At 75.7% G+C, this 20,373-nt stretch carries 21 protein-coding genes and 1 pseudogene; 10 read left to right on the forward strand and 12 right to left on the reverse strand.

Translation table 11 applies throughout. The features are described 5' to 3' along the window. The first annotated feature begins 7 nt into the window (after nucleotides 1-7). The 5 genes from ACIA5F_RS06090 to ACIA5F_RS06110 all read left to right on the forward strand — a co-directional run bounded on the left by ACIA5F_RS06090 (nucleotide 8) and on the right by ACIA5F_RS06110 (nucleotide 4,574). Nucleotides 8-586, forward strand: coding sequence for an isoprenylcysteine carboxyl methyltransferase family protein (locus ACIA5F_RS06090; RefSeq protein ID WP_399350223.1), 579 nt, complete (start codon nucleotides 8-10; stop codon nucleotides 584-586). Beyond that, nucleotides 583-1,608 carry an NAD(P)/FAD-dependent oxidoreductase gene (locus ACIA5F_RS06095; RefSeq protein WP_399349649.1) on the forward strand — a complete coding sequence of 342 codons (1,026 nt, stop codon included), beginning with the start codon at nucleotides 583-585 and terminating at the stop codon, nucleotides 1,606-1,608. The genes ACIA5F_RS06090 and ACIA5F_RS06095 overlap by 4 nt, the downstream gene beginning before the upstream one ends. Nucleotides 1,609-1,782: 174 nt before the next feature. After that, nucleotides 1,783-3,390, forward strand: coding sequence for a carboxylesterase/lipase family protein (locus ACIA5F_RS06100; protein ID WP_399349651.1), 1,608 nt, complete (start codon nucleotides 1,783-1,785; stop codon nucleotides 3,388-3,390). Between the two features lie 120 nt (nucleotides 3,391-3,510). Further along, nucleotides 3,511-4,290, forward strand: a complete 780-nt coding sequence (locus ACIA5F_RS06105) for a DUF1524 domain-containing protein (protein WP_399349653.1) — start codon at nucleotides 3,511-3,513, stop codon at nucleotides 4,288-4,290. Further along, on the forward strand, nucleotides 4,287-4,574 hold the full coding sequence (locus ACIA5F_RS06110) for a hypothetical protein (protein ID WP_399349654.1): 288 nt from the start codon (nucleotides 4,287-4,289) through the stop codon (nucleotides 4,572-4,574). The genes ACIA5F_RS06105 and ACIA5F_RS06110 overlap by 4 nt, the downstream gene beginning before the upstream one ends. 55 nt (nucleotides 4,575-4,629) lie before the next feature. Here the strand turns inward: ACIA5F_RS06110 and ACIA5F_RS06115 are convergent, their stop codons facing one another. After that, nucleotides 4,630-5,163 carry a GNAT family N-acetyltransferase gene (locus tag ACIA5F_RS06115; protein WP_399349656.1) on the reverse strand — a complete coding sequence of 178 codons (534 nt, stop codon included), beginning with the start codon at nucleotides 5,161-5,163 and terminating at the stop codon, nucleotides 4,630-4,632. A 154-nt stretch (nucleotides 5,164-5,317) separates the two neighbouring features. On the opposite strand from ACIA5F_RS06115, the gene ACIA5F_RS06120 reads away from it, so the two are divergent. The 5 genes and pseudogenes from ACIA5F_RS06120 to ACIA5F_RS06140 form a co-directional block, all read left to right on the forward strand. Next, complete coding sequence (locus ACIA5F_RS06120; protein ID WP_399349658.1) at nucleotides 5,318-6,577, forward strand: sulfite oxidase; 1,260 nt, start codon at nucleotides 5,318-5,320, stop codon at nucleotides 6,575-6,577. A 132-nt stretch (nucleotides 6,578-6,709) separates the two neighbouring features. Then, entirely contained in the window at nucleotides 6,710-7,507 is a 798-nt protein-coding gene (locus ACIA5F_RS06125) for a beta-glucanase (RefSeq protein WP_399349659.1), read from the forward strand. Between the two features lie 167 nt (nucleotides 7,508-7,674). Further along, complete coding sequence (locus ACIA5F_RS06130; protein WP_399349661.1) at nucleotides 7,675-8,472, forward strand: VOC family protein; 798 nt, start codon at nucleotides 7,675-7,677, stop codon at nucleotides 8,470-8,472. Nucleotides 8,473-8,603: 131 nt separating this feature from the next. After that, nucleotides 8,604-8,921 carry a hypothetical protein gene (locus tag ACIA5F_RS06135; protein WP_399349663.1) on the forward strand — a complete coding sequence of 106 codons (318 nt, stop codon included), beginning with the start codon at nucleotides 8,604-8,606 and terminating at the stop codon, nucleotides 8,919-8,921. Nucleotides 8,922-9,174: 253 nt separating this feature from the next. Further along, nucleotides 9,175-9,606 (forward strand): annotated as a pseudogene (locus ACIA5F_RS06140) (serine hydrolase); the annotation flags it as partial. A gap of 23 nt (nucleotides 9,607-9,629) precedes the next feature. Here ACIA5F_RS06140 and ACIA5F_RS06145 read toward each other — a convergent pair. The 11 genes from ACIA5F_RS06145 to ACIA5F_RS06195 form a co-directional block, all read right to left on the reverse strand. Continuing rightward, on the reverse strand, nucleotides 9,630-11,015 hold the full coding sequence (locus ACIA5F_RS06145; protein ID WP_399349664.1) for a M64 family metallopeptidase: 1,386 nt from the start codon (nucleotides 11,013-11,015) through the stop codon (nucleotides 9,630-9,632). A 485-nt stretch (nucleotides 11,016-11,500) separates the two neighbouring features. Beyond that, nucleotides 11,501-11,815 carry a DUF6158 family protein gene (locus ACIA5F_RS06150; RefSeq protein ID WP_399349666.1) on the reverse strand — a complete coding sequence of 105 codons (315 nt, stop codon included), beginning with the start codon at nucleotides 11,813-11,815 and terminating at the stop codon, nucleotides 11,501-11,503. A gap of 183 nt (nucleotides 11,816-11,998) precedes the next feature. Next, on the reverse strand, nucleotides 11,999-13,060 hold the full coding sequence (gene hypE, locus ACIA5F_RS06155) for a hydrogenase expression/formation protein HypE (protein WP_399349668.1): 1,062 nt from the start codon (nucleotides 13,058-13,060) through the stop codon (nucleotides 11,999-12,001). Then, complete coding sequence (hypD, locus tag ACIA5F_RS06160; protein WP_399349670.1) at nucleotides 13,053-14,237, reverse strand: hydrogenase formation protein HypD; 1,185 nt, start codon at nucleotides 14,235-14,237, stop codon at nucleotides 13,053-13,055. Before hypD ends, hypE begins: the two co-directional genes overlap by 8 nt. Continuing rightward, nucleotides 14,234-14,554: a HypC/HybG/HupF family hydrogenase formation chaperone gene (locus ACIA5F_RS06165; RefSeq protein ID WP_399349672.1), complete on the reverse strand. Its 321-nt coding sequence runs from the start codon at nucleotides 14,552-14,554 to the stop codon at nucleotides 14,234-14,236. The genes hypD and ACIA5F_RS06165 overlap by 4 nt, the downstream gene beginning before the upstream one ends. Continuing rightward, nucleotides 14,523-16,901, reverse strand: coding sequence for a carbamoyltransferase HypF (gene hypF, locus ACIA5F_RS06170; protein WP_399349674.1), 2,379 nt, complete (start codon nucleotides 16,899-16,901; stop codon nucleotides 14,523-14,525). The genes ACIA5F_RS06165 and hypF overlap by 32 nt, the downstream gene beginning before the upstream one ends. Then, nucleotides 16,901-17,722, reverse strand: a complete 822-nt coding sequence (gene hypB / locus ACIA5F_RS06175) for a hydrogenase nickel incorporation protein HypB (RefSeq protein ID WP_399349676.1) — start codon at nucleotides 17,720-17,722, stop codon at nucleotides 16,901-16,903. The genes hypF and hypB overlap by 1 nt, the downstream gene beginning before the upstream one ends. Before the next feature lie 3 nt (nucleotides 17,723-17,725). Then, the gene (locus ACIA5F_RS06180) at nucleotides 17,726-18,121 is read right to left on the reverse strand and encodes a hydrogenase maturation nickel metallochaperone HypA (protein WP_399349678.1); all 396 of its coding nucleotides are present in this window, start codon (nucleotides 18,119-18,121) and stop codon (nucleotides 17,726-17,728) included. Between the two features lie 123 nt (nucleotides 18,122-18,244). Next, on the reverse strand, nucleotides 18,245-18,349 hold the full coding sequence (locus ACIA5F_RS06185) for a DUF6893 family small protein (RefSeq protein ID WP_399349679.1): 105 nt from the start codon (nucleotides 18,347-18,349) through the stop codon (nucleotides 18,245-18,247). Then, nucleotides 18,346-18,876 carry a hydrogenase maturation protease gene (locus ACIA5F_RS06190; protein WP_399349681.1) on the reverse strand — a complete coding sequence of 177 codons (531 nt, stop codon included), beginning with the start codon at nucleotides 18,874-18,876 and terminating at the stop codon, nucleotides 18,346-18,348. Before ACIA5F_RS06190 ends, ACIA5F_RS06185 begins: the two co-directional genes overlap by 4 nt. After that, nucleotides 18,873-20,258: a hypothetical protein gene (locus ACIA5F_RS06195; RefSeq protein ID WP_399350225.1), complete on the reverse strand. Its 1,386-nt coding sequence runs from the start codon at nucleotides 20,256-20,258 to the stop codon at nucleotides 18,873-18,875. Before ACIA5F_RS06195 ends, ACIA5F_RS06190 begins: the two co-directional genes overlap by 4 nt. Nucleotides 20,259-20,373: the final 115 nt, after the last annotated feature.

Below are 20,373 nucleotides of genomic sequence, written 5' to 3' on the forward strand. Positions count from 1 at the left end.
CGTGCCGATGACCCTGTACCTGCTGCTGACCGGCCTCGTGGCGGCCGAGCGCCTCGCCGAACTCGTCACGGCCCGCCGCCACACGGCGTGGAGCCTCGCGCGCGGGGGCCGCGAGTACGGCCGGGGCCACTACCCGGCCATGGTCGCCCTGCACACCGCGCTGCTGGTGGGCTGCGCGGTGGAGCCCTGGGCCGCCGGGCGCCCCTTCGTCCCCGTGGTGGGCTGGAGCGCCCTCGCCCTGGCCGTGGCGGCCCAGGGGCTGCGCTGGTGGTGCGTCGCCGTGCTGGGGCCGCGCTGGAACACCCGGGTGCTCGTCGTCCCCGGGCTGCCGCTGGTGGGCGGGGGGCCGTACCGGCTGCTGCGCCACCCCAACTACGTCGCGGTCGTGGTGGAGGGGGTCGCCCTGCCGATGGTGCACTGCGCCTGGGTGACCGCGCTCGGCTTCACGGTCCTCAACCTCGCGCTGCTGCGGGTACGGGTCCGCTGCGAGGACGCGGCCCTGGCGCAGGCGGGCCCGGTGGGCGCGGACGGCGTGCCGGCCGCCGGCCGGGGCTCCTCCGTACCGGCGGCGGGGGCCGCGCCGTGATCGACCTGCTGGTCGTGGGCGGTGGCCCGGCCGGGCTGGCCACCGCCGTCCACGGCGCCCTCGCCGGGCTGGAGGTGGTGGTCGTGGAGCCCCGGCCCATGCCCGTCGACAAGGCGTGCGGGGAGGGGCTGATGCCGGGGGCCGTGCGCCGCCTGCTGGCGCTGGGCGTGCCCGTCGCCGGGCAGCCGTTCCACGGCATCCGCTACCTGGACGGCCTCGACGGCCGGTGCGCGCAGGGGCTGTTCCGGGACGGCCCCGGTCTCGGTGTCCGGCGGACCGCACTCCACGCGGCGCTGGCCGAACGCGCCCGGCACCTGGGGGTGCGGGTGGTCGAGCGGCGGGTCGGGGAGGTCCGCCAGGACGCCGACCGGGTCGGCGCGGCGGGGCTCACCGCCCGCTACCTCGTGGCGGCGGACGGCCTGCACTCGCCCGTCCGGCGGGCGCTCGGCCTGTGCGCCCCGCCCGCGCCCGGCCGGACCGCGCGCTACGGCCTGCGCCGCCACTACGCGGTGGCGCCGTGGAGCGACCTGGTCGAGGTCCACTGGTCGGCCCGGTGCGAGGCGTACGTGACCCCGCTGGCGCCCGACCGGGTCGGGGTGGCCGTGCTGACCTCGGACCGGGAGTCCTTCGACGTCCAGCTCGCCCGGTTCCCGCTGCTGTCGGCCCGGCTGCCGCCGTCCCCGGGCGCGGCGGTGCGCGGGGCGGGTCCGCTGCGGCAGCGGGCCCGGGTCCGGGTGGCGGGGCGGGTGCTGTTCGTGGGGGACGCGGCGGGGTACGTGGACGCGCTGACCGGCGAGGGGCTCACCCTGGCCGTGGCGGCGGCGGGCGAGCTGGTGCGCTGTGTGCGGGCCGGGCGGCCCCAGGCGTACGAGCGGGCCTGGCGGGACCTCTCGCGCACCTACCGCGCGCTGACCACGTCCTTGCTCTGGGCCCGCCGCCAGCCCCGGCTGGCCGGGCGGATCGTCCCGCTGGCGGCCCGGCTGCCCCGGGTGTTCACGGGGGCGGTGAACCTGCTCGCGTAGGCCGTTCCTCCCCGGCCGGGGAGGAACGTGTGCTGTCACATCGGGTGGTGCTCGCGGCCTCCGCCGCCGTGCGGGGCGGGGGACGGGGCCTCACGGGAAAGGGCGTCCGTCGTGCCCGTCGTCCGTCTCCCCCGGCGCCGTCGCGGGCCGCTGGTCCCGCCGGCCCGGTCTCCCGTGCCGTTCCTGTTGCTCCTGCTGCTGCCGCTGGTGGTGGCCCTGGCCGTGGCGCCGCCGGGACCGGGGGCCGCCTTCGCCGCCGGGGCGGGGCGGCCCGTCGTGGAGACCGACCGGGGGCCGGTGCGGGGGCGGGCGCACGGCGCGTACAGCACCTTCGAGGGCATCCCGTACGCCGCCGCCCCGACCGGCGCGCTGCGCTGGCGGCTTCCGGAGCCGGCGCCGCGCTGGACGGGTGTACGCGACGCCGGGGCGGCCGGGGCCCGTTGTGTGCAGCTGCCGCCGCTGGGTCCGGGCGGGCCCGACGGTTCGGAGGACTGCCTGTACCTCAACGTCACCGCCCCGCGCGGCCGTCCGGACGGCCGCGCGGGGCCGCGTCCCGTCATGGTCTGGTTCCACGGCGGCGGCTTCGCCAACGGCTCGGGCGACTTCTACCGGCCCGGCCCGCTGGCCGTGCGGGGCGGCGCCGTGGTGGTCACGGTCAACTACCGGCTGGGGATCTTCGGTCTCTTCGCCCACCCGGCACTCGGCGGAGCCCCCGACTTCGCCCTCGCCGACCAGCAGGCGGCGCTGCGCTGGGTGCGGGCGAACGCGCGACGGTTCGGCGCGGACCCGGCCCGGGTCACCGTGTTCGGCGAGTCGGCGGGCGGTCTCAGCGTCTGCGCGCACCTCGTCTCCCCCGCCTCGGCGGGCCTCTTCCACCGGGCGATCGTGCAGAGCGGGTCGTGCTCGACCACCATGCCGCCGCGCTCCCTGCTGCCCGGCCTCGGGAGGTACGAGCCCTTCGTGCCCGAGCGGCGGGCGGTCGCGGACGGCGCCGCGGCGGCGGAGCGGCTCGGCTGCGGCCGGGCCGCCGACCCCGGGGTGCTGGACTGCCTGCGGCACAAGGACGCGTACGCGCTGGCGACGGGGGAGCTGATGCAGCGCTTCTCGCTCGTCGCGTACGGGAACGGCCTGCTGCCGCTGGAGCCCCGGCGGGCGCTGGAGGCGGGCCGGTTCCACCGGGTGCCGGTGGTCCAGGGCGCCACCCGGGACGAGATGCGGATCTTCGTCGGGCAGACCCTGGCGGCCTACCCGATCGGGGACGGGGCCGCCTACCGGGCCCGGCTGGAGCGGTCGTTCGACCCGGCGACCGCCCGTGCCGTGCTGGCGCGTTACCCCGTGACGGCGTACCCGACGCCCGCCGTGGCCTGGTCGGCGCTCCTCTCCGACGCCTCGTTCATCTGCCCGACGCTGCGGGACGGCGCGGCGCTGGCCCGGCACGTGCCGACGTACGCCTACCTCTTCGGTGACGAGGGCGCGCCGAACTACACCGGTCTGCCGGAGCCGCCGGGGCTGCCCTACGGGGCCTCGCACGGCTTCGAACTGCCCTACCTCTTCGCGCTGGCGCCGCTGAGCGCGCCGCAGCGCGCGCTGGCGGACCGGATGGCCGGGTACTGGGGCGGCTTCGCCCGGACCGGGGTGCCGGCGGCGCCGGGGGCTCCGGTGTGGCCGCGTCACCGCGCCCCGGCCTCGGTCCTCTCGCTGGCGCCGGGGCCGGGAGGAATCCGTCCGTTCGACGCGCGGGCCGCGCACCACTGCGCGTTCTGGGACGCCCGGTGGCCCTGAGTCGGGTGGGGGGAGCGGGCGGGGTGGGCGGGTGGGCGGCCGACTCCCGCCCGTCGTCGGCGTATCCGGTCGGTCGAAGGTCCCGGTTGAATGTCCCGGTCTGGGTAATCTTCAGGGGACATGGTGCGCAACCGGCTCAAGGTGGACTCGATGGAACGTCAGATGCGTGTGCCCGGTGCGGTCCTGGCGGCCTCGCTGCTGCTGGCCCTGGCGGGCTGCTCCGGCACCGCCGCCCCGGCGGGTGACGCGAAAGCCTCCGCGCCGCCTCCGGCCGCCGCTTCGCCCGCGCCCGCCGCGCCGGGGGACACCCCGGCGGCCGGGGACGCGAAGCCCGCCGCCGGGGACGTGCTGCCCGGCATGGTCGACCTCGCGGTGGCCCGGACGCAGCTGGCCGCGCTGAAGGTGGGGCCCGTGGGCACGATGGCGGGCTACAGCCGCGCCAAGTTCGCGCACTGGGCCGAGCAGGGCGACAAGTGCGACACCCGCGAGGTCGTCCTGCGGCGGGACGGCACCGGTGTCGTGCGCGACGCCGAGTGCCGTGCCGTCTCCGGCACGTGGACGAGCCTGTACGACGGCCTCGTCCTGACCGACGCGTCGAAGCTGGACATCGACCACATGGTGCCGCTCGCCGAGGGCTGGCGCTCCGGCGCCGCCGGGTGGGACGCGGCCCGGCGCAAGGCGTTCGCCAACGACCTGACCCACCCTCAGCTGCTGGCGGTCTCCGCGGCCTCGAACCGCTCCAAGGGCGACCAGAGCCCGGACCTGTGGCAGCCTCCGCTGAAGTCGAGCTGGTGCCAGTACGGCCGGGCCTGGACCACCGTCAAGTCCGTCTACGGGCTGACCGTCACCGAGCCGGAGAAGCGGAAGCTCTCCGCCATGCTCGACACCTGCGCGTCATGACCGGGCCGTGGCGGCGCGAGGACCGGGTGGTCGCCGGGCCGGGCGGCGCGATGACCGACGAGGTCGGGGTGATCACCGGCCCGCTGACGCTGCGGACGGTGGCGGTGGCCGGGGGGCTGCTCCGCTTCGACATCCAGTACACGGACGCCGACGAGTGGTACACGCTCACCGGCAGCCCCCTCCCCCACCACGGCGATCCCGCCGCCCTGCACGGCGCGGCCCTCGCCTCGGTCCGGGCGGGCCACGCGGCCCAGGCGCCCGGGACCGGCCCCGGGCCGGTGTAGGCGCGGCCTCCCGCGCGCCCCGTGCGCGGGAGGCCGGTGGCGGGGCCGCCGCCGGTCAGGCGTCGTACTCGCTGAGGTCGATGCTGTGGATGTGCAGGAGGAAGCCGTGCACCGGTTCGGTGGTGTCGCTCTCCAGCTCCATGCCGAGCTTGCGGATCACGTTCTCGGACTCGTCGTTGCCCGCCCGGTTGACGGCGATGACCCGGTCGAGCCCGCGGTCCTGGAGCGCGTACTCCAAGGTGGCGTGGGCGGCCTCGGAGGCGTAGCCCTGGCCCCAGAACTGGCGGCCGAGCCGCCAGCTGATCTCCACGGCCGGAAGCACCTGCGGCAGGTACTCGGGGACGGAGAGCCCGCTACAGCCGATCAGCTCGCCCGAGCCGAGGAGCTCGACGGCGAAGAGGCCGAAGCCCTCCTCGTCCCACTCCTCCTCCCAGCGCTCGATGTCCTCGGCGGTCTGCTCCAGGTCGCGCACCGATCCGTCGCCGATCCACCGCATCACCTCCGGGTCCCCGTTGATCTCCGAAAGGGGGATGAGGTCGTCGTCGTGCCAGCGGCGGAGGATGAGGCGGGGGGTCAGGATCTCGGTCATACGGCCCATCCTGCCGAACACCGTCGGCCTGCGGTAATCGGGGCCGCCATTGCCACCGTGTTGCAGGTTCATGACCATCGCCGCCGGGAGGTTCCCGCGCCCCGCCCGGGGCTTCTACCGTCCGCCTGGAACCGCGACCGAGGAGTGTCCCGCCATGCCTTTCGACCCGTCCGACGAGAGCACGTACGACCGCGCGCGCCTGCGGCAGTGGGCCCGCGGCCGGGCCCGCTCGGCCGGGGTGGACCGCCGTGACCTGCTCAGGCTCTTCGCGGCGGGCGCCGCGGCCGGGCCCCTGGGCCTGGGCGCGGCGGGGACGGCCGGGGCCGCCGCGGCCGGGCCCGGCGTGGTCAAACCGCTGCCGCCCGAGCTGTTCACCGTGCGGGGCACCAACGCGGAGACGAACTTCGCGGCGCTGCGCGGCACCGGGCCGCTGACCCCCGTCGACCGGTTCTTCGTCCGCAACCACACCTCGACCCCGCGGATCGAGGCGGACGCGTGGCGGCTGACGGTGTGGGGCGACGGGCTGACGGACGGGCCGGTGGAGTTCTCGTACGACCAGCTGCGCGCGCTGCCCGCCGTCGAGCGGACGCTGTTCGTCGAGTGCGCGGGCAACGGGCGCAGCTTCTACGCCTCGCAGCAGGGGCAGCCGGTCAGCGGCACGGCGTGGACGCTGGGGGCGATCGGGGTCGCGCGCTGGCGCGGGGCGCGGCTGTCGGACGTGCTGCGGCGGGCGGGTGTGGGCGGGGACGCCGTCGACGTCCTGCCCCGGGGCCTGGACGACGAGGTGGTGGCGAACGGGGTGAACCTGGGGCGGGTGCGGCGCCCGCTGCCGGTGGCGAAGGCGCTGGACGACGTCCTGCTGGCGTACGGGATGAACGGGGAGCCGCTGCCGCCCGACCACGGGGGGCCGGTGCGGGTGGTGGTGCCGGACTGGATCGGAATCTCCTCGGTGAAGTGGGTCGGGGACATCGAGGTGAGCGCCTCGCCGCTGTACACGCCGTGGAACACCGACCTCTACCGGCTCTTCGGGCCCGCGCACCCCGCGGAGGGCAGTGCCCCGCTGACCCGGCAGACGCTCAAGAGCGCCTTCGAGCTGGAGCTGGGCGCGACCGTGGCCGTGGACCGGACGCGGCTGCTGACCGGGCGTTCCTGGTCGGGCGCGGCCCCGGTGCGCCGGGTGGAGGTCAGTACCGACGGCGGCGCCCGGTGGCGGCGGGCGCACCTGCGCGACACGCCGTGCCGGGGCAGCTGGGTGCGCTGGTCGGTGCCGTGGACCCCGCGGGCCACGGGTGCGACCGCCCTGCTGGCGCGGGCCACCGACGCGACCGGGCGGACGCAGCCGGAGACGGCCGTCCACAACACGCAGGGCTACCTCTTCGACGCGGTCGTACGGCATCCGGTGACGGTGGTGTGAACCTTTCCGGCCACAGCACTAGCATCGCTCCGTGCGACCGGAAGGTCACCTGACGTCAGCGGATCGGCATGGGCGCGGGTGGCCCGGGCAGAACCTGTCCGACGGGACGCTCCACCCCCTCGGAGGAACAGCATGCTCCCAGCATCCACCGGCCGGCTTCGGACCCTCCTGCGACGCCTCGGCGTCGGCGCCCCGGGGGCCGTCGCCGCCGCAGAAGCCCCCGCACCCCCACCCGGCCCCACCGTCCCCGCACCCGCGCCCGGCCCTGTCCCCGACCCCGGCCGGGTTCCGGTCTTCACCGCAGACTTCACCTCGGCCTCCCAGTGGGTCGCCGGCCGGTCCTGGGCGTACCCGGGCGGCGGTCCGGTCAACCCCGGGGACAACAAGCTGGACCACCTGGTCCCCGACGCCTCGTACAGCCGCTGCGGCTCCTTCCGGGCCACCCTGCGTCCGGACGGCGACTGGGACGCCGGGCTCCTCACCACGGAGGGCAGCGCCGACGGCTTCCAGGTGCGCACCGGGGACGTGCTGGAGACACGGGTGCGGCTGCCCGTCGAGACGGGGGCGTGGCCGGCCGTCTGGACCTGGCGCGACGGCGGCCAGGAGGTCGACGTCTTCGAGTACCACCCCGACAACCCGGATCTGCTGGAGCTGTCCAACCACGTCCGCTCCGGGAACCGCTACTACCGGGACCCGGCCGTCCGCCCCGGCGCCTGGGTGGACCTGCGGGTGGAGTTCGGACGGTCCTCGGTCGTCTGGTGGGTCAACGGCGTCCGGGTGTTCTCGGACGGCAGGGGCGTGGGCCGCGGCTGGCACGCCTACCTGATCGTCAACCTGTCCGTCAGCGCCGGGCGCTACCATCCGGCGCCCGCGCCGGGCGTCACGGAGATGGCGTACGAGGTGTCCGGCCTGCGCGTCTACCGGCGGTAGCGGGTGCGGCGCGCCCTCGTCGCGGTGCGGGACCGGTCCACCGCTCCTACCCTTTTGTGCGTATATGGCTTGTGACGTGTACGGGCAGGCGGGTCCGGGTACGGCGGTGCGACCGCGGGGGGCGGGCGGGGCGCACCGGACCCGGTGGACGAAGGGCGGTACGAGCGGTGAAGCTGTCGACGAGGGAGGTCTTCGGGGCCCCGTGCTGGGTGAGCCTGACCGCGCGCGACCTGGGCGCGGCCCAGCGCTTCTACGGGGCGGTGACCGGCTGGACCTTCCGGCCGGACCGGCTCGGCGAGGCGTTCTCGGTGGCGGAGCTGGACGGGGTGCCGGTGGCGGGCATCGGGGCGCTGGCCGTGGACCTGGCGCTGCCGGTGGCCTGGACCCCGTACTTCGCCGTCGCGGACGCCGATGTGGCGGTGGACCGGGTCCGGGAGCGCACCGGCACGATCGCGGTCGGCCCGGTCTCCTTCTCCCCCGGCGGACGCGCGGCGCTCGTCGCCGACCCGGACGGCGCGGTGTTCGGGATCTGGGAGGGCGCCGTCTTCTCCGACTGGCGGGTGGGCGAGGACCGCGCCCCCGCCTGGCTGGAGCTGCGCACCCGCAACGCCTTCGACGCGGCGCTGTTCTACGGTGCGGTGCTGGAGTGGGCCACCGGCCGGACCGGGGGCTGCGAGGTCTCGTACGAGGAGGACCAGGTGGTCCTGAGGCGGGCGGGCGAGGCCGTGGCCCGCCTCGACAGCGGTCCCGTCGAGGCGGGCGCCTACTCCCCGTACACCCGGCCGCGCTGGCACGTCCACTTCCGGGTCCCCCGGCTCGGACCGGCCGTGGAGGCGGCGCTCGCCCTCGGCGCGAACACCGTCTCCGCCGTCAACGAGAACCGCACCGACCGGTGGGTGGCGCTGCGGGACCCGGACGGAGCCCTGTTCACCCTCACCGCCTCCCTGACGGCGCCCCCGGACTGAGCCGTCCGGGGGCGGGACCGGCGGGCCGGGCGGGTGTTCCGGCGGCCGGACAGGTGATCTCCGGGCGGTGCGCGCTGCGCCTGACGGGTGGTACGCGGTTCCGTCCGGCCCCGCCGGGCAAACGCTCATCCATGACCGTCTACGTCGTCACCGTTCCCGGCACCCTCCTGACCGAACTGACCCCCGAGGCCCGCTCCACGCTGGTCGGGGCCCTGCGCCCGGCCGATCCGCGCGGTACCGGCGGGCCGGGCGCGGAGGACCTGGAGATCCTCTCCTTCTACTCCGGGTCGTCCGCCTTCAGCCTCCATCTGGAGGTGGAGGCCGCCGACGCCGCGGCGGCGGAGCGCAAGGCCCGTGACCTCGCCTCGGCCGCGCTGCGGGAGGCGGGGCTCGCCCCCGGGTCCGTGCCCCTGGGGGAGCCGGTGATCACCGGCATCATCTCCGAGTAGGCCGTCTCTTCCGGATCTTGCCCGGCCCTTGCCGGAGACGCCCGGGCCCGCGGTGCCGGGCCGGTGAGGGGCCCGTGCGACAGCGTTTCGTTCCGAGGGTCGGTCCGGCCGGCCCCGTCCGGGGAAGGCACACCATGCGCCCGTCACCGCGGCGGCGGCCCTGATGCTCGTCGAGGACGGCCTGATCGCCCTGGACGACCCGGTCGGGCCGTGGCTGCCGGAACTGGCGTCCCCCGTGGTCGTCCGGACGCCGGACGCCCCGGACGGCCAGTGGAGCAGTCTGCCCGCCTTCCCGTCGGGCGGCGGCGGGCTGGTCTCGACCGCCGCCGACTGTCACGCCTTCGGCCGGATGCTGCTCGCCGGAGGGACCGCCGGAGGGCGTCGGCTGCTCCCGGCCCGCTCGGTGCGGCGGATGACCACCGACCGGCTCACCCCGGCCCAGCGCGCGGGCGGCGAACTCTTCCTGGAGGGGCAGGGCTGGGGCTTCGGCGGGTCGGTCGACGTCACCGCGCGCGACCCCTGGAACGTGCCGGGCCGCTACGGCTGGATCGGCGGCACCGGGACGACGGCCCACATCATCCCCTCCACCGGCACCGTCGCCGTCCTGCTGACCCAGCTGGAGCTGGGCGGCCCGGCCTCGCCCGCCTTCACGCACGACTTCTGGCGGTACGCGGCCGGGGTCTGAGCCGCCGGGGCCGGGGCCCGGGCTCAGAACCGGACGTTCCACTCGGCCGTGGACCGCAGGGTGCGGGCGAGCCCCGGGTCGCGCACCGAGGCCGTCCGGTCCTCGGCGGTGACGGTCAGCCGGTGCGTGCGCGGGTCGAGGAGCCACAGCTCCGCCACCCGCACCTCGGTGCGGCCCGCGAACCGCTTCAGTTCCCTGCCGTCCAGGTACCAGCGGATCTCGGGCTGCCGCCCGTCCGGGGTGGCCAGCCGGGGCACCGAGACCCTGGCGGTGTCGCGCACCCGCAGGGTACGGGCGGCGGGCGTGAGCGGGGTGACGATCCGTGCGTGCCGGTAGAAACCGGCGATCATCGCCTCGACGCCGGGAAGGTTGAAGGGCTTGCCCAGGACGCGCATGAGCGAGGCGTCGGTGGGCCGGTACAGGCCGCTGACGAAGTAGCCGCCGCCCTCGTACGCGCCGACCGGGGAGCCGTCCGGGGACGGTTCCCCGAGCCAGCGGTGCCACTTGGCCCGCTGCCCGGCCATCCCGTCGGCGGTCAGCGTGGAGCTGTTCGAGTCGGCGGGTTCGGGGCCGGAGTACCTCTCGTACTCCGGGACACCGGGGTAGAAGTACTCGTCGGCCAGTTTGCCCAGCGAGTGGCCCGTCTCGTGGAGGGCGACCTGGCCGGACTTCGGGTGACCGGCCGAGGCGGTCGCCACCCCCTCGTAACCGAGGGTGGCGCTGGGCTCGTTGTAGCCCGCGCCGCCGTACTTGGCGCTGTTGGCCAGCACGACGACGAGGTCGGCCTCGGGCGCCTTCGCCACGTACGCGTCGACCTTGGGCCGGTCCACGCAGAGCAGCCGCTCGATCTCCTGGCACCAGAAGTGGCTGCCCAGGGCCGTGTCCCGGACGGTGTCCGGGCCGGGGTCGCCCGAGACGCCCGACTCGGGGGAGACGGCGTCGACCGTCCAGACGTTGAAGAGGTTCCGGTAGCTGGTGTACGGCTCGACGGCCGTCACCTCGGCCCATTTCTCCTCGGCGTCGGTACGGAAGCGTGCCAGTTCGGCGGCGGTGTAGCCGTCGCCGATGACGACGACGTCGAGGCGGTCGGTGGTGGGGCCGTTGTCGATCACCTTGGTGACCTGGCCGTCGGCCGCCCGCCCGGCCTCGGAGAGGCGGGGCGCGGTCGCCGCCCGGCCGCTGTCGGCCGGTACCCGGACGTGCCCCGATCCGGCGTCGCCACCGTGCTCCGGCCCGGGTATCTCGACTTCCACCAGGGAGTGTGTCCCGGGGCCCCCGGGGACCCCGGCGGCGGCGGGTGCGGCGGGTGCGGCGGCCAGGAGCACGGCGACGGCCCCGGCCAGCGCGACGGCCGTGCGCAGGGCCGGGCGAACCGCCCGGCGGTCGGCCGGAGGGCGGAGTGCGTTCATGAAGTGGGCTCCGGTGAAGGGGAGTTGGGCGCGCGGACATCCCTCGTACGCACATGCGTACGGAAACGGGTTGCCCAACGTAAGTGGCGTGCCGGGCGCGCGCAATGGGCGCGGGGCGCCGCGCGGGCCTGACGGACGGATACCGGGGAGCGGTGGACACCGCCGCGCGCGCCGCACGTGGTCTCGCGGCGGCGACCCGGCCCGTGCCGAAGCGGGGTGACGGGGCGGCAGGTGTGCGGGTGGGCGGCGCCCGGTGGTGACGGCCGCGTGCGCGCGCCGACCCCAGCCCTCAGCCCTCAGCCCTCAGCCCTTCACCCGCTCAGGGCGTCGGGGGCGCCGGGGGCGTCGGGGGCTCGGAATTCGGCCGGGCGCGGAGGGGCAGGTGTCCGGCGGGCCCGGGTACACCCGGGCGGCGCCCCGGGCGGGCGCAGGGCGGACCGGCCCGGGACGCGTGGCGTCAGGCGTCAGGGGTCAGGGGTCAGGGGTCAGCCTGTCGGGGGCTCCCCGCCGCCGTGGGCGTGGGCGCCGGGGACGGTCCGGTCCGCGTCGGTGCGGTCCGTGTCGTCGCCGCTCCGGGCGCGGGCGCCCGAGCGGGTGCGGCCCGCGATCTTGGCCCGCTGCGGGTGACGGCGCACGTACTCGTGCTCCAGCTCGTTCATCCGCTGGGTGTGGGTGACCAGGGCGTCGTCGGACCCGTGCAGGAGGGTCTCGTGACGTGTGCGGTGGATGGCCTCCAGCTCCTTGAGCAGCCGGCCCTCCTCCAGATTCCGTGCCGACGGACCGCCGTCGTGCTCCGCCATGGCAGGTACACCTCCTCCTCGCCCGGTCGCTCGCCGCCGGGGAGCGGCTCGTCCCGGCCGACTACTCCATCATCCCCCGTGCGGCCCGCTCCGTCCCGGTCTGCGGCGCCCCTGCGGTGGCCCGCGCACCGGGGCGGGCCGGTCGCGGGGGCACAGCAGGGGCACGGCAGGGGCGCGGCGGGTTCAGCAGATGCGCGGGAGCTGTTCCCCGATCGGCAGGTCGACCACCCGGGTGCCGCCGAGGCCCGTGCGGGCCACGACCAGGCCCGGGTGGGCCTCCACCGCCTCGCCGATCACCGCCGCGTGGCGGCCCAGCGGGTGGGCGCGCATGGCGTCGAGGACGGCTTCGGCGTGCTCGCGGGGGACGAAGGCGACGAGTTTGCCCTCGTTGGCCACGTAGAACGGGTCGAGGCCGAGGATCGCGCAGGCGTTCGCGACGGCCCCGGGGACCGGGACCCGGCCCTCGTGGACGACGACACCGGCCCCGGAGGCGGCGGCGATCTCGTTGAGGGAGGCGGCCAGGCCGCCGCGGGTGGGGTCGCGCAGGACGTGCAGGTCGGGGGTGACGGCGAGCATGGCCCCGACGAGGGGGCCGAGGGCCGCGGTGTCGCTCTCCACGTCCACACCGAACTCCAGCCCCTCGCGCACGCTCATGATCGCGATGCCGTGGAGCCCGATCTCGCCGCTGACGATCACGACGTCGCCGGGGACGACGCGCTGCGGGCGCAGGTCCACCCCCCGCGGGATCAGCCCGATGCCCGCGGTGTTGATGTACACGCCGTCGCCGTGGCCCGTCTCGACGACCTTGGTGTCCCCGGTGGCCACCTCCACCCCGGCGGTCCGCGCGGCGGCGCCGAGGGCTTCGGCCACCCGTGCCACCACCGAGAGTTCGACGCCCTCTTCGAGGATGAACCCGCAGGACAGGTAGGCGGCCCGGGCCCCGCTCATGGCCAGGTCGTTGACGGTGCCGTTGACCGCCAGGTCACCGATGGAGCCGCCGGGGAAGAACAGGGGCCGCACGACGTAGGAGTCGGTGGAGAAGGCGAGCTTGACGCCGCCCAGGCAGACGGCGGCGGAGTCGCCGAGCTGGGAGAGGACCTCGCCGCCGAAGGCGGGTGCGAAGAGGTGCTGGACCAGTTCGGCGGAGAGCGCGCCGCCGCCGCCGTGGCCCATCACCACGCGGGGCCGGTCACGCAGGGGGGCCGGACAGGTCCAGCCGGTGACGTCGAGGGTGGTCTCAGGCAACGGGGCTCGCCTCCAGCGTCGCGAGGGCCGCCGGGGTCCCGGTGGCCGGGGTGTGGCGGGCGGCCGGGGCACCCGCGGCGACCGGTGTGAGTTCCAGCCGCCGGTAGAGGTAGTACGCGGCGCAGGCGCCCTCGCTGGACACCATCGTGGCGCCGAGGGGGTTGCGCGGGGTGCAGGTGGTGCCGAACGCCTCGCAGGCGTTCGGTTTGATCAGCCCCTGGAGGACTTCGCCGCTGCGGCACTCGGCGGGCTCGCGGGTGTCGATGCCGGTCACCGAGAAGCGGTGTTCGGCGTCGTACTCCCGGTAGCGCGGGGAGAGCCGCCAGCCGCTGCCGGGGATGACCCCGATCCCGCGCCAGGCCCGGTCGGTGACCTCGAAGACGTCCTCCAGCATGGCGAGGGCGGCCGGGTTGCCCTCCGGGCGGACGGCGCGCGCGTAGGCGTTCTCGACGGTGTGCTCACCGCGTTCGAGTTGCCGTACGGCGCGGCGGACGCCTTCGAGGATGTCCAGCGGTTCGAAGCCCGTCACGACGATCGGGACGCGGTGGCGGGCGGCCAGCTCCGGGTACTCGGCCGTCCCCATGACGCTGCACACGTGCCCGGCGGCGAGGAACGCCTGGACCCGGCAGCTCGGCGACTGCATGATCGCCTCGATCGCCGGGGGCACCCGCACGTGCGAGACCAGCAGGCTGAAGTTGGGGATGCCCAGCCGTTTCGCCTGGTGGACCGTCATGGCGTTGGGCGGTGCGGTGGTCTCGAAGCCGATGCCGAAGAAGACCACCTCGCGCCCGGGGTTCTGCCGGGCGATCCGCAGGGCGTCCAGCGGGGAGTAGACCACCCGTACGTCGCCGCCCTCGCTGCGCACCTGGAAGAGGTCCCGGCCGGTTCCCGGGACGCGGAGCATGTCCCCGAAGGAGCAGAAGATCACGTCGGGGCGGGAGGCGATCTCCAGGGCCTTGTCGATGACCTCCAGCGGGGTGACGCAGACCGGACAGCCCGGGCCGTGGATCAACTCGATGAGATCCGGGAGGAGTTGGTCGATCCCGTGCCGGATGATGGTGTGGGTCTGGCCGCCGCAGACCTCCATCAGCGCCCAGGGGCGGGTCACGGTGGCGTGGATGTCGTCGAGCAGCCGGCGCGCCAGGGCCGGGTCCTGGAACTCGTCGATGTACTTCACTGCTGAGCCTCCTGCGGTGCGTCCTCGTCGAAGGGCCAGGGGGAGTCGCCGGCCTGCGCCGCCAGTTCCCACGGGTCCGCGAACTCCTCCTGGAGCGTGCCGAGCCGGGAGAAGAGCGCGAGGGTCCGCAGCGCCGACTCCTCGTCCAGCCGTTGCAGGGCGAATCCGACGTGGACGATGGCGTACTCGCCGACCTGGAGGTCCGGCAGGTACTCCAGGCAGACCTCCTTGACCACGCCGCCGAAGTCGACGGTCGCCATGCGGGTGCCGTCCTGCTCCCCGATGTCAATCACTTTCCCGGGTACCGCCAGGCACATGGGACTCTCCTCGCTGTGGGTGTTCCGTGACGCGCGAAGCCGCCGCCACCATGAGCTGGCCGAGTGCCAGCCCCCCGTCGTTCGGGGGGACCCGGTGGTGGCGCAGTACGGTGAAGCCCTGGTCCCGCAGTCCGGTGGCGCAGGCCGAGGAGAGCAGGGCGTTGGCGAAGACGCCGCCGGTCAGGGCGACGGTGTCCAGGCCGTGCCGTTCGCGCGCGAGTGCGCAGAGCCGGACGACGAGGGTGGCCACCGAGGTGTGGAAGCGGGCCGCGATCAGGGCGGCGGGGGTTTTCGCGCGGAGGTCGGCGACCACCGCGGCGAGGACCGGGGACGGGTCGGCGAGGACCGGACAGGCGGCGCCCGGCGCGGGCACGCGCAGGGCGAAGGGGTGGCCGGGGCCGCCCTCCCCGGCCGCGGTGAGCGCGGCGGACTCCAGCTCGATCGCCGCCTGGGCCTCGTACCCGGCGCGGTGGCAGACGCCCGCGAGGGAGGAGACCGCGTCGAAGAGGCGGCCCATGCTGGAGGTCGGGACGCAGTGCAGCTCCCGGTCCAGCTGGGTGCGCAGGACGCGCAGTTCGTCGTCGGGGCAGGCCGCCGCGCAGGGCAGGTCGGGGCTCCAGGCCAGGCCCGCGGCGCGCAGGTGGGCCAGGGCCATCCGGTACGGCCGGCGCACGGCGGCGTCACCGCCCGGGAGCGGCACGTACGCGAGGTGGGCGAAGCGGGTGTAGCCGGTGTAGTCGGCGAGGAGGACCTCGCCGCCCCAGACCGCGCCGTCGTCGCCGTAGCCGGTGCCGTCGAAGGCGACGCCGATCACCCGGCGGCTGCCGTCCAGGCCGTGTTCGGCCAGGGCGGAGGCGATGTGCGCGTGGTGGTGCTGGACCCGGACCACCGGCCGGGTGCCCGCGTGGCGCAGGGCCCAGCGGGCGGAGCGGTAGCCGGGGTGCCGGTCGGCGGCGAGCAGGGCGGGGCTCACTCCGGTGAGGGACTCCAGTTGCCGCTCGGCCCGGGTGAAGGCGTCCTGCGTGGCGAGGTCGTCCATGTCGCCGATGTGGGCGGAGAGCCAGGCCCGGCGGCCCTCGCCGAGGCAGAAGGTGTTCTTGAGGTCTCCGCCGGTGGCGAGGGTGGCGGGGACCGGCAGGGGCAGGGTGAGGGGCAGCGGGGCGTAGCCGCGCGCGCGGCGCACGGTCAGCGGTTCGCCGTCGACGACGCGTACCACCGAGTCGTCGCAGGGGACGTGGATCGGGCGGTCGTGGGTGAGCCAGGCGTCGGCGAGGGGGGCGAGCCGCTCCAGGGCCTCGTCGTCGTCGGTGACGATGGGCTCGCCCGCGAGGTTTCCGCTGGTCATGACGAGCAGGCGGGGGCCGGGCGGGTCCCCGGGCAGGCCGAGCAGCAGGTGGTGCAGGGGGGTGTACGGGAGCATCACGCCGAGGTCGGGGCAGCCCGGGGCGACGGCCGCGGCCGGGCCCCGGGAGCCGGTGCGGCGGCGCAGCAGCACGACGGGCCGGACGGCGCCGGTGAGCAGGGCGCGTTCCTGGGGGCCGGTCCGTACGAGGCGCCCGGCTTCGGCGAGGTCGCGGACCATCAGGGCGAAGGGTTTGTCCCCGCGGGCCTTGCGGTGGCGCAGTGCGGTCACGGCGGCGTCATCGGTGGCGTCGCAGGCGAGGTGGTAGCCGCCGAGCCCCTTCACCGCGAGGACGGCCCCGGCGGCCAGCAGCCGCCGGGCCCCGGCGACGGGGTCGGGGCCGGGCACCTCGCGGGGCGGGTTCCCGGCGAGCAGGCGCAGCCGGGGGCCGCAGGCCGGGCAGGCGACCGGCTGGGCGTGGAAGCGCCGGTCGCGCGGGTCCGCGTACTCGCGGGCGCAGTCGGGGCACATCGGGAAGCGGGCCATGGTGGTGTGGGCCCGGTCGTAGGGCAGTCCGGTGACGATGGTGAAGCGCGGCCCGCAGTGGGTGCAGGTGATGAAGGGGTGGCGGTGGCGCCGGTCGGCGGGGTCCGCGAGTTCGGCGAGGCAGTCGGCGCAGGTGGCCACGTCCGGGGGGACGAGCGTGCGGGCGGGGCCGCCGGTGCGGGAGGCGACGATGGTGAATCCGGCGCCGCCCGAGGCCGGTACCTCGCAGTGGTCGACGGCGTCGACCACTGCGAGCGGGGGTGCTTCCGCCGCGAGCCGGTCGCAGAACCGCGAGACGGCCGCCGGGGCGCCCTCGACCTCCGCGACGACGCCTTCCGGGGTGTTGGTGACGTGCCCGGCGAGGCCGAGTCCGGTGGCGCGGGTGTACACGTAGGGGCGGAAGCCGACGCCCTGCACCACGCCCCGGACGGTGACCCGGCGGCGTTGTACCGCTTCCATCAGCGGGTCTGCGGCAGGGCGGGATGCTCGTCCGGGTGCGGATGCGGATGCACGTGGTCGTGACCGTGGTCGTGGTCGGGTCCGTGGCTGTGCTCGTGCTCGTGGTCGGGGACGTCGGGGTGGCCGTGCGGCTGCCGGGCGGCCATGACCGGGGTGTGCGTCCGGGCGCCCGAGGCGACGGCCAGTGCCCGGTCCAGGAGCAGGCCCACGCCCTCGCCCGAGCGGGCGGAGGTCCGTACCACCTCCACCCCGGGGTTGACCTGCTGGACGTGGGCGCGGAAGGCGGCCTCGTCGAAGCCGACGGCCTCCGCGATGTCCGTCTTGGTGATCACCACCAGCTGCGCCGTACCGAAGGCGGTGGGGTACTTCAGGGGCTTGTCCTCCCCCTCGGTCACCGAGGCGAGGACCACCCGCAAGGACTCGCCGAGGTCGTAGGAGGCCGGGCAGACCAGGTTGCCGACGTTCTCCACGAAGAGGAGCCGGGTCTCCTCGGGCAGCCATCCGTCCAGGTGGCGGCGGAGCATGGCCGCCTCCAGGTGGCAGAGCCCGTCGGTGAGCACCTGTCTGACCGGTACGCCGGAGCGCGCCAGCCGCAGGGCGTCGTTCTCGGTGGCCAGGTCGGCCGTGAGCGCGGCGACGGCCACCGCGCGCTCGCGGGCGAGGAGCAGTTCGCGTTCCAGCAGGGCCGTCTTGCCGCTGCCGGGGCTGGAGAGCAGGTTGACGACCACGGTTGCCCGGGCGGTGAGTTCGGTACGCAGGGTGTGCGCCGCCGCGTCGTTCTTGGCGAGTACCGCCTGTCGCAGGTCGACCACTCGGCACATGGTTCAGCGCTCCTCGGGGATCGGTTCACGGGTACGCGCGGGGGCGGGGCCGTCCTCCCGGTCGGCGCTGACGATCCGCAGTTCACGGCCCGAGAGCAGCTCGACGCCGGTCGCCCCGCCGCAGCCGGGGCAGCACAGGTCGGGAGGGACGCCGACCGCCCAGACGTCCGGGCAGGACGCGCACCGGGCGCGGGCGGTGACGGATTCGATGACGAGCTCGGCGCCGTCGAGGACGGTTCCCGCGCAGGCCAGTTCGAAGCAGAAGGCCAGGGCGTCGGGGACCACTCCCGCAAGCTCTCCGACCTGCATCCGGACCCGGGTGACGGCGCCCGTCCCGGCGGCCCCGGCCGCTTCCTCCACCTGGTCCACGACGGCCAGGGCGATCGACATCTCGTGCATCGGACTCCGTCCTGCCGGGGCTCATTAGACCGGCGGGACGGGGGCGGTGCGGGCGGGCACGCCGGGGTGGGCCCCGTCCCGTACACCATTCGGTCGATGCCGGATGTTTCCTGTTACATCCCCTTACATCCGGCGCATCCGGAGGTAGCGCTTGATATCGGGAAGGATCTGCGCGAGCACGGCGAGGAGGGCGGCGAGGGTCGCCCCGCCGACGAGGGCCTTCTTCATGGGGTTCTCCTCAGTTCGCGGCGGGGCCTCTCGCCCGCGCCCGGGCCGTCGTGGAGCAGCTCCAGGACCATCCGTACGGCGCCGGGCACCGCGGCGGCCACCGGCGGGCTCAGGCCGATGCCCTCCTCGGTGCGGGCGGGTTCGCAGCCGACGACCAGGGTGCGGCGGGGCGGGGTGGAGCCGGTGCCCGCGCACAGGGTGCCCAGGAGGGCCAGGACCGTGTCGGGGGTCATGTGGTGCCCGTCGAGGACGGCGGCGCCCGCGGGGCCGGGTACCCCGGACGGGCCGGCCTCGATCAGGTAGAGGGTGCCGGGGGCGCCGCCGCGGGCGGTGGCGTCGACCAGGACGAGCGTGTCGTAGCCGTCGAGGAGCTGGTAGGCGAGGTGGACCCCGCGGACGCCGAAGTCCACCACCTCCGCGCCGGGCGGCAGCGGGTGCCCGGCCAGGCTCCGTACGGTCTCGACGCCGAAGCCGTCGTCGCCGAGGAAGACGTTGCCGATGCCGGCGACCAGGGTCCTGGTGTTCACGCGTCCTCCAGGGGGGTGACCTCGTCGGGCCGGAAGTAGAGGAACCGGCCCTGTTCCCGGCGGATGTCGGCGCCCGGGTCGCCCTCCACGGTGACGGCGAGGTGGACTCCCCCGTCGACGTCGTGCAGGACGGCCTCGACCAGGGCGGCGCGGCCCTGGAGGAAGAGGTCCTGGGCGTCGCTACGGCGCGGTCCGGGCCGCAGCAGGACCCGGCTGCCCGCGCCCACCAGGACGCCGTCGACGGGGACCCGGTCGCGCACCGGGTCGGCGGGGTCCGCGTGGGCCGGGTCCCACCAGGGGGTGTCCGGCCGGAACACGGCCGCCCCGGCGGCAGGTCCGGGGAGGGGGTCGGGGAGGGGGTCGGGGGGCTCGTCCGGGCCGGTGATCCCGCGCAGCGCGCGCACCGCGCCGTGCAGGCGTTCGAGGACCTCGGGCGGCAGGGAGTCGGCGAGGTCGATCACGGCGGCGGCGCGGGCGTCGGTGCCCCGGGCCTCGCGTTTCTCCTGGTCCGTCAGGGCGGCGGTGCGCAGCGCGAGGATCTCGTCGATCTCGGTGGCGTCGTACATGGCTCCGGCGCTCTCGGGGGCTACGGCCGGGTGGTCCTCCAGGATGATCGGCGAGGAGAGGACCACATCGGCCCGGCCGGGCCCGCCCGCGAGGACGGGCCAGGTGTGCCGGTTGACGCAGGCCGCGACGGCGCCCTCGGCCCACTCGGGCGGGTCGGTCATCGACAGGAAGGAACCGGCGTCGAGGCCCAGCAGGAGGTGGACGGCGACCAGCGAACGGGGCAGGGCCGCGTCTCGGTCGGCGGGGCCGCCGGGGTCCGGTCCCCACGGGCTGGTGTTCTCCACCACCGCCGTGAGCCGCAGGGCCCGGTAGGGCACGTCGAGTTCCACCGTGCGCAGCCGTAGGACGCCGTGGACCGCCTCGGTGCGCCGTACCAGCCTGCCCACCGGCCGGCCCTCGCCGTCGTGGACGGTCTCGGTCTCCTCGCGGGCCGGGCGGGTGAAGGGGACGGTGATCCCCTCGCCGGTGAGCGCGGCGACCGGGACGCTCACCCCGACCCGTTCCTCGGCCCCCTCGTCCCACGGGACGAGGACGCGGTCGGGCAGGTGCAGCGCGGCGGTGTCCTCGAACGTGCCGTCCGCCAGGGCCCGCTGGACCGTGCGCCGCTGGGCGTGCAGGAAGCGCAGTTCGACGGCGAGGGCCGCCGCGCCCTTCGGTTCCATCAGGATCTCGGTCTGCTGGAGGGCGTGTTCCTCCTGCACCGCGCTCCACGCGGGCGGGACCAGGACGCCGAACTGCCAGCGCAGCCGGTTCTTGGCCGCGGAGGCCCGGTAGGGGTAGAGCACGTACCCCTCGAAGAGGACGGTGTCGGCCACCTGCCGGGCGGCGGCGAAACGGGCGGCGACCGCCGCACCCGCGCCCGTGGTGGTTTCCGTGCCCGTGGTGCTTCCCGTGCCGGTGCTGGTTTCCGTGCCGGTGCTGGTTTCCGTT

This window comes from Streptomyces sp. NPDC051567, from assembly GCF_044454165.1.
Classification (GTDB): domain Bacteria; phylum Actinomycetota; class Actinomycetes; order Streptomycetales; family Streptomycetaceae; genus Streptomyces.

Bases quoted from the DNA above. Each gene is read 5' to 3' on its own strand.
- ACIA5F_RS06115 (WP_399349656.1), bottom strand. From the start codon at position 5,163: ATGACCGAGATCCTGACCCCCCGCCTCATCCTCCGCCGCTGGCACGAC.
- ACIA5F_RS06090 (WP_399350223.1), top strand. From the start codon at position 8: ATGACCCTGTACCTGCTGCTGACCGGCCTCGTGGCGGCCGAGCGCCTC.
- ACIA5F_RS06125 (WP_399349659.1), top strand. From the start codon at position 6,710: ATGCTCCCAGCATCCACCGGCCGGCTTCGGACCCTCCTGCGACGCCTC.
- ACIA5F_RS06135 (WP_399349663.1), top strand. From the start codon at position 8,604: ATGACCGTCTACGTCGTCACCGTTCCCGGCACCCTCCTGACCGAACTG.
- ACIA5F_RS06185 (WP_399349679.1), bottom strand. From the start codon at position 18,349: ATGAAGAAGGCCCTCGTCGGCGGGGCGACCCTCGCCGCCCTCCTCGCC.
- ACIA5F_RS06120 (WP_399349658.1), top strand. From the start codon at position 5,318: ATGCCTTTCGACCCGTCCGACGAGAGCACGTACGACCGCGCGCGCCTG.
- hypF (WP_399349674.1), bottom strand. From the start codon at position 16,901: ATGGAAGCGGTACAACGCCGCCGGGTCACCGTCCGGGGCGTGGTGCAG.
- ACIA5F_RS06180 (WP_399349678.1), bottom strand. From the start codon at position 18,121: ATGCACGAGATGTCGATCGCCCTGGCCGTCGTGGACCAGGTGGAGGAA.
- ACIA5F_RS06165 (WP_399349672.1), bottom strand. From the start codon at position 14,554: ATGTGCCTGGCGGTACCCGGGAAAGTGATTGACATCGGGGAGCAGGAC.
- ACIA5F_RS06150 (WP_399349666.1), bottom strand. From the start codon at position 11,815: ATGGCGGAGCACGACGGCGGTCCGTCGGCACGGAATCTGGAGGAGGGC.
- hypB (WP_399349676.1), bottom strand. From the start codon at position 17,722: ATGTGCCGAGTGGTCGACCTGCGACAGGCGGTACTCGCCAAGAACGAC.
- ACIA5F_RS06105 (WP_399349653.1), top strand. From the start codon at position 3,511: ATGGTGCGCAACCGGCTCAAGGTGGACTCGATGGAACGTCAGATGCGT.
- ACIA5F_RS06145 (WP_399349664.1), bottom strand. From the start codon at position 11,015: ATGAACGCACTCCGCCCTCCGGCCGACCGCCGGGCGGTTCGCCCGGCC.
- ACIA5F_RS06110 (WP_399349654.1), top strand. From the start codon at position 4,287: ATGACCGGGCCGTGGCGGCGCGAGGACCGGGTGGTCGCCGGGCCGGGC.